The sequence below is a fragment of the Seonamhaeicola sp. ABD4_340 genome (assembly GCF_056312135.1).
Genome location: NZ_CM149981.1, coordinates 1,840,486 through 1,856,344, shown reverse-complemented (window position 1 = coordinate 1,856,344; position 15,859 = coordinate 1,840,486). Strand labels below are relative to the sequence as shown.

Here is a 15,859-nt window from a genome sequence, read left to right as displayed (position 1 = left end):
AAGGTTTAAAAACCTAGTAGAAGTTATATTGTTTTTTTAATCCCCTACACGGGAATGACAGTTACCATTTTTATTATTACCTTTTCTTCTTAATTGGCTTAAGTAATAGAAACCTAATTTCTGCTATGAGATTCCTTGCCTACGCAGGAATAATTACCCGATTTAACAATTCAATATAAATCTTTATACCTTCTTCAATTTCATTTAAATAAATAAATTCATCTGCGCTGTGTGAACGCGTACTATCTCCCGGACCAAGCTTTAAACTAGGACAACTTAATACCGCTTGATCAGACAAGGTTGGTGATCCATAGGTTGTTCTTCCTAAAGCTATACCTGCTTTAACCAAATCATGATCTACAGGAATAGACGATGAATTTAATCTTAAACTACGCGGTATAATACTTGTTACCGGCGCTTGGTTTTGTAAAATTTCAGCAATTTCTGCATTGCTATACGCATCATTTACTCTAACATCTATAACCAAATCTACGTGTGCAGGCACTACATTATGTTGTTTACCTGCATTTATTTGTGTTACTGTTAACTTTACATCTCCTAAGGCTTCAGAGCCTTTTTCAAATTTAAAATCTTTAAACCACTGCAATGCTTCAATAGTATTGTAAATTGAATTGTTGTTGTTTGGGTGTGCCGCATGACTTGGTGTTCCAGCTACTTCAGCATCAAAAACCACTAATCCTTTTTCGGCCACGGCCAAATTCATCAACGTTGGTTCTCCTACTATTGCAACATCAATTTTTGGAATAATAGATAGCATACTATTCAATCCGTTTGGGCCGCTACTTTCTTCTTCCGCAGAAGCAACAATCACCAAATTATATTTTAAATTTTCATGATTATAATAATAGGTAAACGTAGCAATTAAACTCACTAAACATCCACCAGCATCGTTACTACCTAAACCATATAATTTACCATCTTCTACATGAGCGTTAAAAGGGTCTTTGGTGTATGCTGAATTAGGCTTTACTGTATCATGGTGTGAATTAAGCAACAATATTGGTTTTCCTTCTTTAAAATGCTTGTTAACAGCCCAAACATTATTTTTGGTTCTCTTAAAATCTATATTATATTGTTGAAACCAAGCTTCAATATGAGAAGCTGTTTGGTCTTCTTCTGAAGAAAACGACTGGGTGCTAATTAACGTTTTTAAAAGCTTTATAGCGTTTTGTGTTAATTCTTGAATCATGATTACAATGTTATGGTTGTAAAATTATCATTTTCTTGGGTAAGCATTGATGTGTTTCCCATGTGAATATTGCTGACGCCTCCTTTAAGAGCATCAAAACAATTCTCTAGTTTTGGCAACATCCCATCTGCAATAATACCTTTTTTTAACAACGTTTTATAGGTATGAGAATTAATATGTTTTATCACAGAATTCTTATCATTAATATCTTCTAAAACACCGTTTAACTCAAAACAATAATAGATGGATGTTTCATATAAAGCACTCATACCAATCGCTACTTGACTTGCAATGGTATCTGCATTGGTGTTTAATAATTGTCCGTTACCATCGTGTGTTATGGCACAAAACACTGGTGTAAAATTGGCTTTTATTAATTTATCTATTGCATTATGAGCCACTTCTTTTACATCGCCTACAAAACCAAAATCTATATCTTTTACTGGTCTTTTATCCGATTTAATACTATTCACGTCTGCTCCAGTTAATCCAATAGCATCAATGTTTAATGCTCGTAGTTTGGCTACTATATTCTTATTGACTAATCCGCCGTAAACCATTGTTATAACCTCTAAAGTTTCGGCATCAGTAATACGACGCCCGTTTACCATTTTAGATTCAATACCCAGTTTAGAAGCAACACTTGTAGCTCGTTTGCCGCCTCCATGCACTAATATTTTTTTGCCTTCTAATTTTGAAAACAATTTAAGGAATGCTTTGAGAGCATTGGCATCTTCAATGATGTTTCCTCCTATTTTTACTATGGATAGTTTTTCCATTTTTTATCTTTTGGCTCTTAGCCTTTGGCTGCTATTTGCTAACAGCCAACGGCCAATAGCTAATTATTTATTTTCCAATATTTTTTTCAACACTAATTGCGCTGCATATGTTCTGTTATTAGCTTGTTGAATAACAATTGAATTCTCGGAATCTAAAACCGCATCTTCTACAATTACATTTCTACGTACTGGTAAACAGTGCATAAATTTAGCATCGCCCAATTTTTCTTTGGTAATCATCCAATTTGGGTCTTTATTTACCACTTTTCCGTAGTCCTCGTACGAACTCCAGTTTTTAACATATACAAAATCGGCATCTTTAAATGCTTCTTGTTGATTGTGAATTATAGGCGTATCTTTTGTAATTTCCGGACTTAAATTATAACCTTCTGGATTTGTAATTACAAAATCGACATCCATTTTTTGCATGGCTTGCGTAAAACTATTTGCTACCGCATGTGGTAATGCTTTTATGTGTGGCGCCCAACTTAACACCACTTTTGGTTTCTTCTTTTTAGAAAACTCAGAAATGGTTATCGCATCGGTTAAAGCTTGTAACGGATGTCCTGTAGCGCTTTCCATGTTTACAATAGGCACAGACGCGTATTTTTTAAAAGCCTCTAATACTTGTTCGCTTTCGTCTTTAACTTTATCGGTTAAGGTTGGGAATGCTCTTACGGCAATAATATCGCAGTATTGTGACACAACTGCTGCGGCTTCTTTTATATGTTCGGCGGTGTTGCCGTTCATAACCGTGCCGTCTTCAAACTCTAAACCCCAAGCATCACCTGAAACATTCATTACAATAGGATTCATCCCTAAATTTAAAGCAGCTTTTTGCGTACTCAAGCGCGTGCGTAAACTAGAATTAAAAAACAATAATCCTAAGGTTTTGTTTTTACCTAAATCTATATGTTTTAACGGCAGTAGCTTTAGTGCTTTGGCTTCTTCAATCCAAGAATCGATGTTATCGATATCGTTTATTGATGTGTAATGTTTCATTTTTTTATTTTAAAACTAATTATCATTCGAGAAAAGACTTCTTCTTTTAAATTAAAAAAGATTACTTCGCTATGGCTCGTAATGACGGTATTATTTAAACTCTTCTACTTAACTTTTGTAAACGCCACCTTATTTTCAATAGCATTTTTTATAAAATTATCTTCTAAACCATTAACAATCCAAGTTTCAATTTTGGCGTTTTTGGCAACCGAAGCCGCTTCAATTTTAGATTGCATACCACCGCTACCGTGTGATGATTTAGAATTTACAACTTCGTTTTTTAAAGCTTCAAAATCCTCAACTAACGCAATGGTTTCGGGCGTTCCGTTTTCCATGGAAGCTTTGGTATAAATGCCGTTTGTGTTTGTTGCAATTATGAACAAATCGGCTTCAATTAACGAGGCTGTTAGCGCGCCTAATTTATCGTTGTCGCCAAACTTAATTTCATCGGTTGCAACTGTATCATTTTCATTTATAATAGGAATGTAATTATTGTTTACCAATACGTTTATGGTGTTAACAATATTTACTTTACTTTCTTCTTTTTCGAAATCGGAATACGACAATAAACACTGCGATGTTAGCAAGCCGTATTCCCTAAATATTTCTTGATAAATACGAATTAAATGCGGCTGACCGATAGAAGCCAACGCCTGTTTTACAAAAACGTCTTCTTGTTTACTTTCTAATTTCACAAACTGTTTCGCAACTGCAATAGCGCCCGAACTCACAATTACAAACTCGTAATCGTTTTGAAGTTTCGCGATTTGATTTGCTAAATCTTCAATTTTACCACGCGATAAATTATCGGTTTCTTTAGTAAGTGTATTAGACCCTATTTTTAGTAAAATGCGTTTCTTTTTCATTTATTTTTAAAGTCTGGTAAAGACTTATCTTGTTTGTCCTGTACCGTGTACGTACCATTTATTGGTTACTAAATGCTGTAAACCTATTGGTCCGCGTTGGTGTAATTTATCTGTACTAATAGCTAATTCGCCACCTAAACCTAATTGTCCGCCGTCGGTAAAACGCGTTGACGCATTGTGATAAACAGCTGCTGTATCAACATTTTCCATAAAGGTTTTAGCTTCACTTTCGTTTTTGGTGATTATAGATGAAGAATGTCCGCCAGAATATTTATTTATCATGGCAATGGTTGCTTCGTTATTAGCAATTTCACCAATTAAAATTTTATAATCTAGAAACTCCTCATACCAAATGTCATCTGAAGTTATGCTTTCTAAATTGTGTGTTTTTGCAACTTCAGCATCGCCTAAAACTTCAATTTTTGAATCTTTTAATTTTGAAATTAATTGTGATACAAATTCAGTTTTATTCGGGAGATTTTCATCAATCAGCACTTTATCAACCGCGTTACATGCCGAAATTTTTGATTTTCCGTTAAGTATTACATCAACAGCAATACCTAAATCGGCTTCCTTATGCACATACACAAAATTATTACCACGACCACTAACAATAACTGGGCAACGTGCGTGTTCTTTTGTAAATGCAATTAAGCGCTCGCCACCACGAGGCACAATTAAATCGAGTTGTTGCGTTGGTTTTTCTAAAAACGCTTGAGTTTCGGTTCTGTTAAATTGAAGATACTCTACCCAATCGGTAGACGCGCCATTTTCCTTTAAAGCTTGATGCCAAAGTTCAACAATTTTTAAATTAGAGCGTAACGATTCTTTACCGCCTTTTAGTAAAATTTTGTTACCCGATTTAAAAGCAATTCCTGCAGCTTCAACCGTAACATCTGGACGCGATTCGTAAATAATTAAAACCGTACCAAACGACGCTGTTTTGTTATACACTTGCATGCCGTTATCGTGCTTAAAGCTGAAACGTTCAACCCCAACAGGATCTTCTTGCGATGCTAAATGCGTTGCTGATTTAATCATTTCGTCAACTTTAGCATCGTTTACTTTTAAGCGATCAAACATTGAAATATCGTCGCCTTTATATGCATCACAATCGGTTTTATTAATTTTAATAATTTCTTGCCTTTCTTCTTCTAAAAGTTCTGCCATTCGTAATAAAACGGCGTTTCTTTTTTCAATAGATAGTAAGGTATTCATTTGTTTTTTCTTTTTATAGTTCGCCCTATTGTACAATTTTTAAAACGGAATGACAATTAGGCATTTATAATGTTTTGTTAAACTTTAAAGTACTTCTTTTAACGCTTTAAAAAAGACATTAATTTGTGCCTTAGTTATGTTTAAAGGAGGTAAAATTCTCAATAACTTTTTATTTGAAGCGCCACCAGTAAAAATGTGGTATTCGTAAATTAATTTTTTTCTTAATTCGCCTACTTCAAAATCGAATTCTAACCCCAACATTAAACCGCGACCTTTTATGTTTTTTATATGCGGAATGGTTTTAGCAACCTCAATAAAATATCCTGAAACTTCATTTACATTAGCAATTAACCCTTCTTCTTCAATGGTGTTTAAAACCGATAAACCGGCAGCACACGCCAAGTGATTTCCACCAAAAGTTGTCCCAAGCATGCCATATTTGGCTTCGATATCTGGATGAATTAAAACACCTCCAATAGGAAAACCATTACCCATACCTTTAGCTATCGAGATAATATCTGGAGTAACATTATAATGCTGAAACGCAAAGAATTTACCCGAACGCCCGTAGCCCGACTGCACCTCATCGGCAATAAACATGCTGTTATTAGCTTTACAAAGCGCGAACACTTGTTCGTAAAAATCTGCAGTAGCTTGATCTAAACCACCTACACCTTGAATAAACTCAATAATAACAGCACAAACATCGCCTTTTTCAAGTTCTGCTTTTACACCTAAAATATCATTAAGCTCTAAAATAGTTACTTTTTGCTGCGCATTAATAGGCGCAATAATATTTTTATTATCGGTAGCTGCAACAGCTGCCGATGTACGTCCGTGAAATCCATTTTTAAAAGCTACAACACGCTCTTTTCCTGTTTTAAAAGACGCCAATTTTAAAGCGTTTTCGTTGGCTTCGGCACCAGAATTACATAAAAATAAGTTATAACCCTTGCAGCCAGATAAAGTCTCAATTTTATTAGCCAATTCAACCTGTAACGGATTTTGAACCGCGTTAGAGTAAAAACCAAGTTTACCAACCTGTTCTGTAATAGCTTTTGTATAATTGGGGTGTGCATGACCAATAGAAATTACTGCATGACCACCGTATAAATCTAAATATTCTGTTCCGTTATCGTCGTAAACGTAAGCACCTTTTCCAGACACTGGCGTAACATTGTATAACGGATACACATCAAATAATGGCATTTTTAGCTTTGTTTTAAATGATTAATTTTTTCGAACGAGGCCACAATACCTTGTATTAAAGCCGAACTTAAACCTTGGTGTTCCATAGCGTTTAAACCTTCAATAGTACAACCGCTTGGTGTGGTTACTCTGTCTATTTCTTGTTCTGGGTGTTTACCAGACTCCAGCAACAAACTCGCCGAACCAAAACAGGTTTGCACCGCAAGTTCGTGCGCTTCGTGAGCCTCAAACCCTAATTGAATAGCGCCTTGAGTTGTAGCACGAATAAGACGCATCCAAAATGCAATACCACTCGCACAAATTACCGTTGCTGCCTGTATTTGCTCTTCTGGAATTACCATAGTGGCTCCTAATTGGTTAAAAATAGTTTTTGCTAAATCCATTTTACTTTCACCTTTTTCGTTTGCCGCCAAACAAGTCATAGATTTACCAATAGAAATGGCCGTATTTGGCATTACGCGAATAATGTTTTTATCTGCTCCAATTATATTTTCAATTCTCGTAATTTCTACACCTGCAGCAACCGACATGATTACGTGATGTTTTTGTATTCCTGCTGCAACACTGTTTAATACACCATCAATATGGCGCGGTTGCAATGCAAAAATTACAACATCGGAGTTTTTAATAGCTTCGGCATTATCGTTTGTAATTTTCACATACTCTTCGCTACTAAAATCTTTTACCGCTGCCGTATTTTTATCACTTAAATACAACGATGTAAACGATTTATTTTTAATAAGTCCTTTGGCAATCGAACTTCCTAAATTCCCTGTTCCTATTATGGCAATTTTCATAAAAATCTTCTTTTGTTGTCATTACGAAGGAAGTATGACTGAAGTAATCTTTTTAAACAGATTGCTTCGTTCCTCGCAATGACAATCCTAGTTAAAAATAAGTTCCTTTTAATCCTAGTCCTGTAGTTTCCTCCAAACCAAACATTAAATTCATGTTTTGAATGGCTTGACCTGAAGCACCTTTTAATAAATTATCAATAATACTGGTAATTAATAATTTACCTTCGTGTTTATGCAAATGCACTAAACATTTATTGGTGTTAACCACTTGTTTTAAGTGTAAAAAATCATCACTTATAAAAGTAAACTTAGCGCTATCATAAAAATTTTGATACAAGTTTTTAGCATCATCTACAGTTCCATCAAACTTAGTATAAAGCGTTGCAAAAATGCCTCGTGAAAAATTACCGCGATTTGGCATAAAATTAATTTCTGAAGTAAAACTATTTTGCAATTGCTTCACCGATTGATTAATCTCACCTAAATGTTGATGCGTAAACGGTTTGTAATATGAAAAATTATTATCGCGCCACGTGTAATGCGTAGTTGCAGATAACGAAGTTCCTGCGCCAGTTGCTCCTGTTACCGCATTAATATGCACATCGTTTTGCAATAAATTGGCATCGGCAAGCGGTAATAAACCCAACTGAATTGCTGTAGCAAAACATCCTGGATTTGCAATATAATTAGCCGATTGAATATCGGTTTTATTTAATTCTGGCAACCCATAAACAAAGGTTTTATCTTCAAAAACCTTATCAGCTTCTAATCTAAAATCGTTACCTAAATCGATAATTTTAGTGTTTTCAGAAAAAGTGTGATTCGACAAAAACTTAACCGAATTCCCATGCCCTAAACATAAAAATAACACATCTACTTTCGGGTTAACTGTATCTGTAAACACACGATTTAAACTCCCCACCAAATCTTGATGTACTTTACTTATTTGGTTTCCAGCATTACTGGTGCTGTAAACAAAATCTATTTCGGCTTCTGGGTGGTTTACCAATAATCTTATTAATTCGCCAGCCGTATAACCTGCGCCACCTATAATTCCTACTTGTATTTTTTTCATTTTAATTTTAATGCTATTGTGATGCTAAAAACAAGTTCAGCATGACAAAAAGATTATGAGTTTACCTGTTGGTAAATTTTATTCTGGTTTCCTACTATTTTAATGAATCCTTTAGCTTCATCGGCAGTCCAACCTTTATTTTCTTCGCCGTAGCTACCAAATTTCGCACTCATTAAATCGTGTTGAGATTTTATACCATCTAATGTAAAATGGTAAGGCTTTAATGTTACGGTAACATCACCCGAAACTTTATCCTGACTACTTTGTAAAAAGGCTTCCATATCGCGCATTACAGGATCTAAATATTGGCCTTCGTGCAAATGCATACCGTAAAAATTAGACAAGTAATCTTTATGCTGTAATTGCCATTTTGTTAGTGTGTGCTTTTCCAATAAATGATGTGCTTTTACAGTAATTAAAGCCGCAGCAGCTTCAAAACCAACACGTCCTTTTATACCAACAATAGTGTCGCCCACGTGAATATCTCTACCAATGGCATAGGCCGAAGCGATGTTATTTAACTTTTCAATATTTACTTCAGGGGCATTTGCTTCACCGTTTAAAGCTACAAATTCACCTTTTTTAAAAGTTAATGTTACTTTTTCTTCGCCTTCTTTTTGTAATTGCGACGGGTAAGCTTCACTTGGCAAAGGTTTTTCCGAAGTTAATGTTTCTGCACCACCAACACTTGTTCCCCACAAGCCTTTGTTAACCGAGTATTGCGCTTTTTCCCAAGACATATCAATTCCATTGGCTTTTAAATACTCAATTTCTTCTTGTCTTGATAATTTTTTATCACGAATTGGTGTAATAATTTTAATACCTGGTGCTAGAGTTTGGAAAATCATATCGAAACGCACTTGGTCGTTTCCTGCTCCGGTACTTCCATGTGCAATATATTCTGCATCGATACTTTTGGCATATTCTATAATTTCAATAGCTTGAACAATACGCTCTGCACTTACCGACAACGGATAAGTGTTATTTTTTAACACATTTCCAAATATTAAATACTTTACTACTTTGTTGTAAAAAGTAGGAACAGCATCAATATTTTTATAGGTTGTAACACCCATTTTACAGGCATTTTCTTCTATTTTATTAACCTCTTCTGTTGTAAAACCACCAGTGTTTACACTTACTGCGTGTACTTCGTATTCTTTTGAAAGGCTTACCGCACAATACGATGTATCTAAACCACCACTGTAGGCTATTACTAGTTTTTTCATGTGTTTATTTTATTTTTTATTTGATGTTTTAATTTGAAAGAACTTATTTTTTAAAGTATTTTACTTTTTAGAATTTTGTTAAACTGGCCAATTTTAGATTCAAAATACGCATTAACATAATACTTATACTTAACCTCATCTCTAAGCTTTCCTAATTTTTCTAAAACTTCAATGAGTACTGGCGACAAATCTTTTAAGGTAATGTATTTCATACCTAACAACTCATTATTATGATGAACTGTAGCGCCTTGAGCTATTGAAATAAGAAAGTTTTTATTAAAGTGTTTAGTTAACAAATCCATTAAAAGCAAGCCTAAATTATGACTTCGGTACTGCTCATGTACCCATAGTGAGGCACGTTCATACACCGAAAATTTACCAACAACATGCTTGTGCGCAAAAATATGGCCATAAATTTCACCATCTTTAACAAGAAGATAGCAACCATTATTTAAACGGTCTAGTAGCATACCAACATTGGCATGATACATTGCTGAAAGGTTTTTGGTGCGCTCTGAAATTATTTGCAACTGTGTGTGATCAATTTCATGAGCAAACACCACCTCTAAACCTTGTTCATTACAGTAGGCTTTGGCGTTTTCTACAATGGTATTTTTTTCAATATCCAATACGGTTTCCATTTTAATACTAATTAAACCTTATGCAAAATGCATGTTAGTGGAAATAAAAGCTTTAGGCTTTTAACTTTTTACTCTAAATAATAACGAAAATTGAAAGCAGCGCATGCTTTCTAAAACTGAATAGCCCCTTAGGGGCGAGTTTGAGGAAAACGCACAACAGATGCACTAGTAATTGCTACTAGAACAGAAGAGATAAGAGATATGTTGTTTCCTGTTTTCACTGAATAAACTATCTTAATTATTAACTCTAAATCGTCGGCGTGAGCCCCTTTCGTTAATATGAGTGACAAAACTAAATATATTTTTATTAAAAAAACACACCAAAGTTAGTTTTTAGCAAAAATTATTAAATATGTTATTTTTAAGCCCTTTTACTTTTAAAAATGCAATCAATTCATTTTTTTACACAAAAAAAGCGCAGTAATTACCGCGCTTTCAATTTATTATGTTTAAAAAAGATTATTTTAATCTAGTTTTCTTAGCCAAATATTTCTGTAACTTACCAAATCACCATGGTCTTGAAGAAAAATAGGTGCTTCACCATGTGCTTTATAACTCGGTTTTCCTCTATAAACCGTTGGCCCTTGTATTTCAAAATGATCTTGAACTAAAACGCCATTATGCAATACCGTTACAGTGGCTTTTTTAACAATGTTACCTTTTTTATCAAATTCTGGTTGATGATAAATAATATCATAAGTATTCCACTCTCCAGTTGGTACCGATGCCATTGCCAACGGAATAGACTGCTTGTAAACAGAAGCTACCTGCCCATTAGAATAGGTTTCATTGTCATTATTATCTAACACCTGTATTTCATAGCGCCCTTGTAAAAACACACCACTATTACCACGTTTTTGCCCTTTTTTATCAATGATATCAATGGGCGATTTCCATTCAATATGCAATTGTATACTACCAAACTTTTCTTTTGTAGTAATACCACCGGTTTTTGGATTTACAGTCATAGAACCATCAGGGTTCAATGTCCAGCCAACAGTATTATTTTTACCTGTCCAGCTATCAAAATTAGTACCATTAAACAATACAATAGCATCACTTGGTGCTGAATTGTTATAACCAGGAACTACTTTTGGCACTTTAGGCTGCCATACCTCGGTTAGCTTTGGGTCAATGTCTTTTTGCGAAAAGCTTAAGCAACTTATGCTAAGCGCTAAACTTAATGTTATAATGTTTTTCATTTTTATTGAATTCCTAATACACTTTTTAAATACGCTTCATCAATATCGCCCCCTGCAAAATCATCAAAACTACGTGTTGCAGCTTCAATAATGTGTTTTTGAATAAAAGGCGCACCTTCTCTAGCGCCTTGTTCTGATGATTTTATACAACATTCCCATTCCATAACCGCCCATAAATCTAAACCATAAGTAGTTAGTTTTGAAAATATAGCACTAAAATCTACTTGTCCGTCGCCCAAGCTTCTAAAACGTCCTGCTCTATCTTTCCAATCAGCATAACCTCCATAAACACCCTGTCTTCCCGTTGGGTTAAATTCGGCATCTTTTACATGAAACGCGCGTATTCTTTCATGATAAATATCTATAAACTGTAAATAATCTAATTGCTGAAGCACAAAATGACTTGGGTCATACAGTAAATTTGCACGCGAATGATTTCCAGTAGCTTCTAAAAAGCGCTCATACGAAATACCATCATGTAAATCTTCTCCTGGATGAATTTCATAACACACATCAACCCCATGTTCATCAAAATGATTTAAAATAGGCAACCAACGGTTTGCTAATTCTTTAAAACCCATTTCAACCAATCCATTAGGGCGTTGTGGCCAAGGATACACTGTGTGCCACATTAACGCACCCGAAAATGACGCATGCGATTTTAAGTCTAATTTTCCACTTGCCGTTCCACATTTTTTTACAAAATCTATAGCCCATTCTGTTCGTGCTTTGGGGTTTCCCCTAACGTGCTCTGGCGCAAAACCATCAAACATCGAATCGTAAGCCGGATTTACCGCCACCAATTGCCCTTGTAAGTGCGTAGAAAGCTCCGTAATTTCTAAGCCGTAAGATTGTACTTTGCCTTTCAACTCATCACAATAAGTTTCACTTTCGGCAGCCGTTTCAATATCTATTAAATTACTTTCCCACGTAGGTATTTGTATGCCTTTATACCCTAAATTTGAAGCCCATTGGCACATGCCGTCTAAACTGTTAAACGGTGCTTCGCTGCCCGCAAATTGCGCTAAAAAAACCGCAGGCCCTTTAATTGTTTTCATAATATTTTTGTTGTGTTTAGTTTATGTTTTTTTTGGCGTTACCACAAGGGTCGGGCTTTGCGCTATATCTTTTTTGTCTTTCATTGCTCAGATAATTTCTAATTACCTGTGTCAATCTCATAGCCAACGAGATTACTTCGTCGTTCCTCCTCGTAATAACATTGTTTGCCATTTCAAAAAAGGATGCCGCTGCAATCCCTAACGCAAACCTTGCCAATATTAATTTCACTTAACTTAATTTAGTCCAAGCTGCATTGTTTTTATCACTTTCAACCGATGCGTAAATAAATTGCATACCACGCACCCCATCTTTAGCTGTTGGATAATCTGGTTTTTCAATAATTTCACCATTTAAAACCGCTAATAAATGCGTAGCAAAGTTTTTATAAATAGTAGCAAAAGCTTCTAAATAACCTTCCGGATGACCAGCAGGTATTCTAGAAACCGCCAATGCTTCAGGGTATAAATTATTTCCGTTAGGTGTGTAAATTTTTATAGGCTCTTCCAGCCAATGTGTAATTAACTGGTTAGGGTTCTCTTGGTGCCATTCTAAACTTCCTTTTTCACCATACACTTTAATAGCCAAATTATTTTCTTCGCCCAATGCAATTTGTGAAAAAGACATTGTTCCTTTAGCTCCATTTTCCATTCTAATTAGCACATTTCCATCATCATCTAAAACACGTCCTTTACCAAACCTTCCTAAATCTGCCGCTAATTCTTCTATTTTTAAACCTGTAATATATTCAACTAAATTTTCAGCATGTGTACCAATATCGCCCAAAGCACCACCAATTCCAGAACGCTTTGGGTCTACCCTCCACGCTGCTTGTTTTTGCCCAGTAGCTTCAACCGCTGTACTTAGCCAACCTTGTAAATATTGTACTTGTATTTTTCTAATTTTACCAAGGTCTCCATTTTCTACCATAGCCTTGGCTTGTTTCACTAAAGAATTGCCCGTGTAATTGTGTGTAAGCGCAAACAATTTTCCGCTCTTTTCAACTATATTTTCAAGTTCAATAGCTTCATCTAAAGTTAAAGTCATTGGTTTATCACAAACCACATGAAAACCATTTTCTAAAGCCATTTTAGCAGGCGGAAAGTGCATATGATTTGGTGTTACAATGGCCACAAAGTCCATTCTAACATCTTCTGGCAACTCCTTTTCTTTTGCAATCATTTCTTCATAACTGCCGTAGCACCTATCTTCTGGCAAATACAATGCTTTACCAGATGCTATTGATTTTTCTGCACTACTACTAAAAGCACCACAAACCAAATCTATCATTCCATCAATAGACGCAGCTTTCCTGTGAACATCACCAATGAACGACCCGGTGCCGCCACCAATCATTCCCATTCTTAATTTTCTTGACATATTTTATTTTATGCGTTTTCTGTTTTATTTCGTTTTTTCATGTAAATATTCAATCCTAAAAAGGCCACAATTAAAATTGCTGGTAAAATAGACATGGTACGTAATGCCTCTGAAGCACTAGCGTTATCCATTAAATTACCCATAATTGGTAATACTATTGATACCGAAAACATACCCGCGCCTCCCATAATAGATAAGCCTAAAGCGCCTGTTTCTGGCAAATATTCTGCTACAAAACCTAGCATTGTTGGCCAGAAAAAAGTTACGCCAACTGCAAACACTGCCGCTGCAACAAACGTCATACCGCCAGTTACAATAGTTAACATCCACAAACCAATAAATGTAAAAATTGCAGAGTATAACAGCATACCCGAAGGCTTTAATTTATGCACAACCTGACCCGCAAACATACGCCCCAAAGCCATAATACCGTTAATAAATGCTAGCACTAATAATGGTGCTGATACAGATTCTTTTAAAAGTGATTCTATACGTTGTGTTGTACCCAACTCTGATGCTGCTGTTAAAAACATGCAAAACACCATGAATAAAAACAATGGTTTTAATGCACTTGAAAACATTTTTTTATTACTTATACCTAATTGTACACGCTCTGTAACAGGCATTTTCTGACCAAAAAACAAAACACCATATGCTATTAATGGAATAAACAACGTACCAACCATTACTTGCCAACTTAGGTTTAACACATCCATAACCAACCAGCCCAAAAGCGCCCCAATAACAATACCACCAGGAAACCATACATGAAACCTATTTAACATTTTAGTTTTTTCTTTGGTGTACATTGAGGCAACCATAGGGTTTAGTGCTGCCTCTACAAACCCATTACCTATGCCTATAAATAATGTTGCAATAAATAATGATGTCATTGAACTTGCCAATAGCGTTAACACAATACCTACGGCATGCGTTAAAAAAGCCATCCAAGTTATTTTTTTTATACCTAATAAATCTACTAATGGCCCACCAATAATCATGGCTATGGTAAAGCCAAAAAATGCCGGTGTAAATGCGTACCCTATTTGTTCTAAAGTTAAACCCACGCCTTCAGGCCCAAAAACGGTTTCTAATCTGGCGCGTATTGCAAACGTCATTGCTGTGGTTATTAAAGCAAGACAACTTGCCAAAAACAGTCTGTTTTTATTAATATTCTCCATAAAAATTTAGTTAGTTAGTTAGTTAGTAATATTATGATAATTGCTTGCCAACCTTTATTAGCAAATCTCTTGTTAATTCAATGCCTTTAGCTTCAGAAACTTTATTTCCTTCAAACTCAACACCAACAAAACCTGTGTATCCAACTTGTTTTACCATAGACATCATTTTATAATAATCTATAGTTGTTTCGTTGCCGTTTTCATCAAAATCATAAGACTTAGCACTTACTGCTTTTGCAAAAGGCAGTAGCTGCTGCATACCTTTGTACCTATTGTATTCTTCAAAACATGGGCGTACGCCATTAGCGTCTTTTTCTCCTTTTTTAATACAGAAATTACCAAAATCTGGAAGCGTTCCACAATTATCATTTTTCACTTTTGAAAACACTTGGTGCATCCAATTACCGTTTGAAGATAAACCACCATGGTTTTCAACTAAAACATTAATGTTGGAACCTTTTGCAAATTCTGACAACCTATGCAGTGAATCTACAGCTACAGGCACACCATCATCAAAATTATTAGCCCCAGCAAGGTTTACACGTATTGCATGACATCCTAAAAAATGCGCCGCCTCTACCCATTTATAATGATTTTCAATGGCTTGTAAACGTTTTTCTCTATCGGCAACTGCTAAATCACCTTCTCTATCAACCATAATAAGCACGTTTTGCTGACCTTCGACATTTGCTCTTGCATTCATTTCTTTTAAATACGTCATATTTTTGGCTTTATCTTTAAAAAAACCATTGACGTACTCTAAACCTTCACAACCAAAATTTCTTGATTTTGAAGCAAAATCTAAATGATCCATTTCACCAGCAAATAAAGCTCTATGCAATGACCATTGGGCTAATGAAATTTTAAAAAAAGGAGCTTTTTCTTGTGTTTTGGCGTTATCAACGTTATTCTTCTCTTTTTTTGAAGCATTTTTACATGAAGCCACACCTAGCAGCGTTAAAGCAAGACCAGATTGCCCCGCTTTACCTATAAAATCACGTCGTTTCATACCTT

The 15,859-nt window shown here is 35.2% G+C and carries 15 protein-coding genes; all 15 read right to left on the bottom strand.

Features of this window, described 5'->3' with window-relative positions; genetic code table 11:
* Positions 1–139: 139 nt before the first annotated feature.
* Positions 140–1,210 (bottom strand): M20 family metallo-hydrolase, encoded by a 1,071-nt coding sequence (locus ACYX4H_RS08025; RefSeq protein WP_476235744.1) that lies wholly within the window; start codon positions 1,208–1,210, stop codon positions 140–142.
* Between the two features lie 2 nt (positions 1,211–1,212).
* On the bottom strand, positions 1,213–1,989 hold the full coding sequence (gene argB / locus ACYX4H_RS08020; protein ID WP_476235743.1) for an acetylglutamate kinase: 777 nt from the start codon (positions 1,987–1,989) through the stop codon (positions 1,213–1,215).
* Positions 1,990–2,052: 63 nt separating this feature from the next.
* A complete protein-coding gene (locus ACYX4H_RS08015) occupies positions 2,053–2,991 on the bottom strand; it encodes an N-acetylornithine carbamoyltransferase (RefSeq protein WP_476235742.1) in 939 nt (312 codons plus the stop codon).
* 104 nt (positions 2,992–3,095) lie between these two features.
* On the bottom strand, positions 3,096–3,857 hold the full coding sequence (gene proB, locus ACYX4H_RS08010) for a glutamate 5-kinase (RefSeq protein ID WP_476235741.1): 762 nt from the start codon (positions 3,855–3,857) through the stop codon (positions 3,096–3,098).
* A 24-nt stretch (positions 3,858–3,881) separates the two neighbouring features.
* Complete coding sequence (locus ACYX4H_RS08005) at positions 3,882–5,075, bottom strand: glutamate-5-semialdehyde dehydrogenase (protein WP_476235740.1); 1,194 nt, start codon at positions 5,073–5,075, stop codon at positions 3,882–3,884.
* A gap of 84 nt (positions 5,076–5,159) precedes the next feature.
* Entirely contained in the window at positions 5,160–6,284 is a 1,125-nt protein-coding gene (locus tag ACYX4H_RS08000; protein WP_476235739.1) for an aspartate aminotransferase family protein, read from the bottom strand.
* Between the two features lie 2 nt (positions 6,285–6,286).
* Positions 6,287–7,081: a pyrroline-5-carboxylate reductase gene (gene proC / locus ACYX4H_RS07995; RefSeq protein WP_476235738.1), complete on the bottom strand. Its 795-nt coding sequence runs from the start codon at positions 7,079–7,081 to the stop codon at positions 6,287–6,289.
* 91 nt (positions 7,082–7,172) lie between these two features.
* Positions 7,173–8,156, bottom strand: coding sequence for an N-acetyl-gamma-glutamyl-phosphate reductase (gene argC, locus ACYX4H_RS07990; protein WP_476235737.1), 984 nt, complete (start codon positions 8,154–8,156; stop codon positions 7,173–7,175).
* Positions 8,157–8,209: 53 nt separating this feature from the next.
* Positions 8,210–9,385 carry an argininosuccinate synthase gene (locus tag ACYX4H_RS07985; RefSeq protein ID WP_476235736.1) on the bottom strand — a complete coding sequence of 392 codons (1,176 nt, stop codon included), beginning with the start codon at positions 9,383–9,385 and terminating at the stop codon, positions 8,210–8,212.
* Between the two features lie 50 nt (positions 9,386–9,435).
* Positions 9,436–10,026 carry a GNAT family N-acetyltransferase gene (locus tag ACYX4H_RS07980; RefSeq protein WP_476235735.1) on the bottom strand — a complete coding sequence of 197 codons (591 nt, stop codon included), beginning with the start codon at positions 10,024–10,026 and terminating at the stop codon, positions 9,436–9,438.
* A gap of 464 nt (positions 10,027–10,490) precedes the next feature.
* Positions 10,491–11,228, bottom strand: a complete 738-nt coding sequence (locus ACYX4H_RS07975) for a 3-keto-disaccharide hydrolase (RefSeq protein ID WP_476235734.1) — start codon at positions 11,226–11,228, stop codon at positions 10,491–10,493.
* Between the two features lie 2 nt (positions 11,229–11,230).
* Positions 11,231–12,286 carry a sugar phosphate isomerase/epimerase family protein gene (locus tag ACYX4H_RS07970; protein ID WP_476235733.1) on the bottom strand — a complete coding sequence of 352 codons (1,056 nt, stop codon included), beginning with the start codon at positions 12,284–12,286 and terminating at the stop codon, positions 11,231–11,233.
* A gap of 229 nt (positions 12,287–12,515) precedes the next feature.
* Complete coding sequence (locus ACYX4H_RS07965) at positions 12,516–13,664, bottom strand: Gfo/Idh/MocA family protein (RefSeq protein ID WP_476235732.1); 1,149 nt, start codon at positions 13,662–13,664, stop codon at positions 12,516–12,518.
* 8 nt (positions 13,665–13,672) lie between these two features.
* Positions 13,673–14,845 (bottom strand): MFS transporter, encoded by a 1,173-nt coding sequence (locus ACYX4H_RS07960; protein WP_476235731.1) that lies wholly within the window; start codon positions 14,843–14,845, stop codon positions 13,673–13,675.
* A gap of 31 nt (positions 14,846–14,876) precedes the next feature.
* A complete protein-coding gene (locus ACYX4H_RS07955; protein WP_476235730.1) occupies positions 14,877–15,854 on the bottom strand; it encodes a sugar phosphate isomerase/epimerase family protein in 978 nt (325 codons plus the stop codon).
* Positions 15,855–15,859: the final 5 nt, after the last annotated feature.

Coding starts and splice junctions, on each gene's coding strand:
- ACYX4H_RS08015 (WP_476235742.1), bottom strand. CDS start 2,991: ATGAAACATTACACATCAATAAACGATATCGATAACATCGATTCTTGG.
- argB (WP_476235743.1), bottom strand. CDS start 1,989: ATGGAAAAACTATCCATAGTAAAAATAGGAGGAAACATCATTGAAGAT.
- proC (WP_476235738.1), bottom strand. CDS start 7,081: ATGAAAATTGCCATAATAGGAACAGGGAATTTAGGAAGTTCGATTGCC.
- argC (WP_476235737.1), bottom strand. CDS start 8,156: ATGAAAAAAATACAAGTAGGAATTATAGGTGGCGCAGGTTATACGGCT.
- ACYX4H_RS07980 (WP_476235735.1), bottom strand. CDS start 10,026: ATGGAAACCGTATTGGATATTGAAAAAAATACCATTGTAGAAAACGCC.
- ACYX4H_RS07955 (WP_476235730.1), bottom strand. CDS start 15,854: ATGAAACGACGTGATTTTATAGGTAAAGCGGGGCAATCTGGTCTTGCT.
- ACYX4H_RS07985 (WP_476235736.1), bottom strand. CDS start 9,385: ATGAAAAAACTAGTAATAGCCTACAGTGGTGGTTTAGATACATCGTAT.
- ACYX4H_RS08025 (WP_476235744.1), bottom strand. CDS start 1,210: ATGATTCAAGAATTAACACAAAACGCTATAAAGCTTTTAAAAACGTTA.
- ACYX4H_RS07970 (WP_476235733.1), bottom strand. CDS start 12,286: ATGAAAACAATTAAAGGGCCTGCGGTTTTTTTAGCGCAATTTGCGGGC.
- ACYX4H_RS07965 (WP_476235732.1), bottom strand. CDS start 13,664: ATGTCAAGAAAATTAAGAATGGGAATGATTGGTGGCGGCACCGGGTCG.
- ACYX4H_RS07960 (WP_476235731.1), bottom strand. CDS start 14,845: ATGGAGAATATTAATAAAAACAGACTGTTTTTGGCAAGTTGTCTTGCT.
- ACYX4H_RS08005 (WP_476235740.1), bottom strand. CDS start 5,075: ATGAATACCTTACTATCTATTGAAAAAAGAAACGCCGTTTTATTACGA.
- ACYX4H_RS07975 (WP_476235734.1), bottom strand. CDS start 11,228: ATGAAAAACATTATAACATTAAGTTTAGCGCTTAGCATAAGTTGCTTA.
- proB (WP_476235741.1), bottom strand. CDS start 3,857: ATGAAAAAGAAACGCATTTTACTAAAAATAGGGTCTAATACACTTACT.
- ACYX4H_RS08000 (WP_476235739.1), bottom strand. CDS start 6,284: ATGCCATTATTTGATGTGTATCCGTTATACAATGTTACGCCAGTGTCT.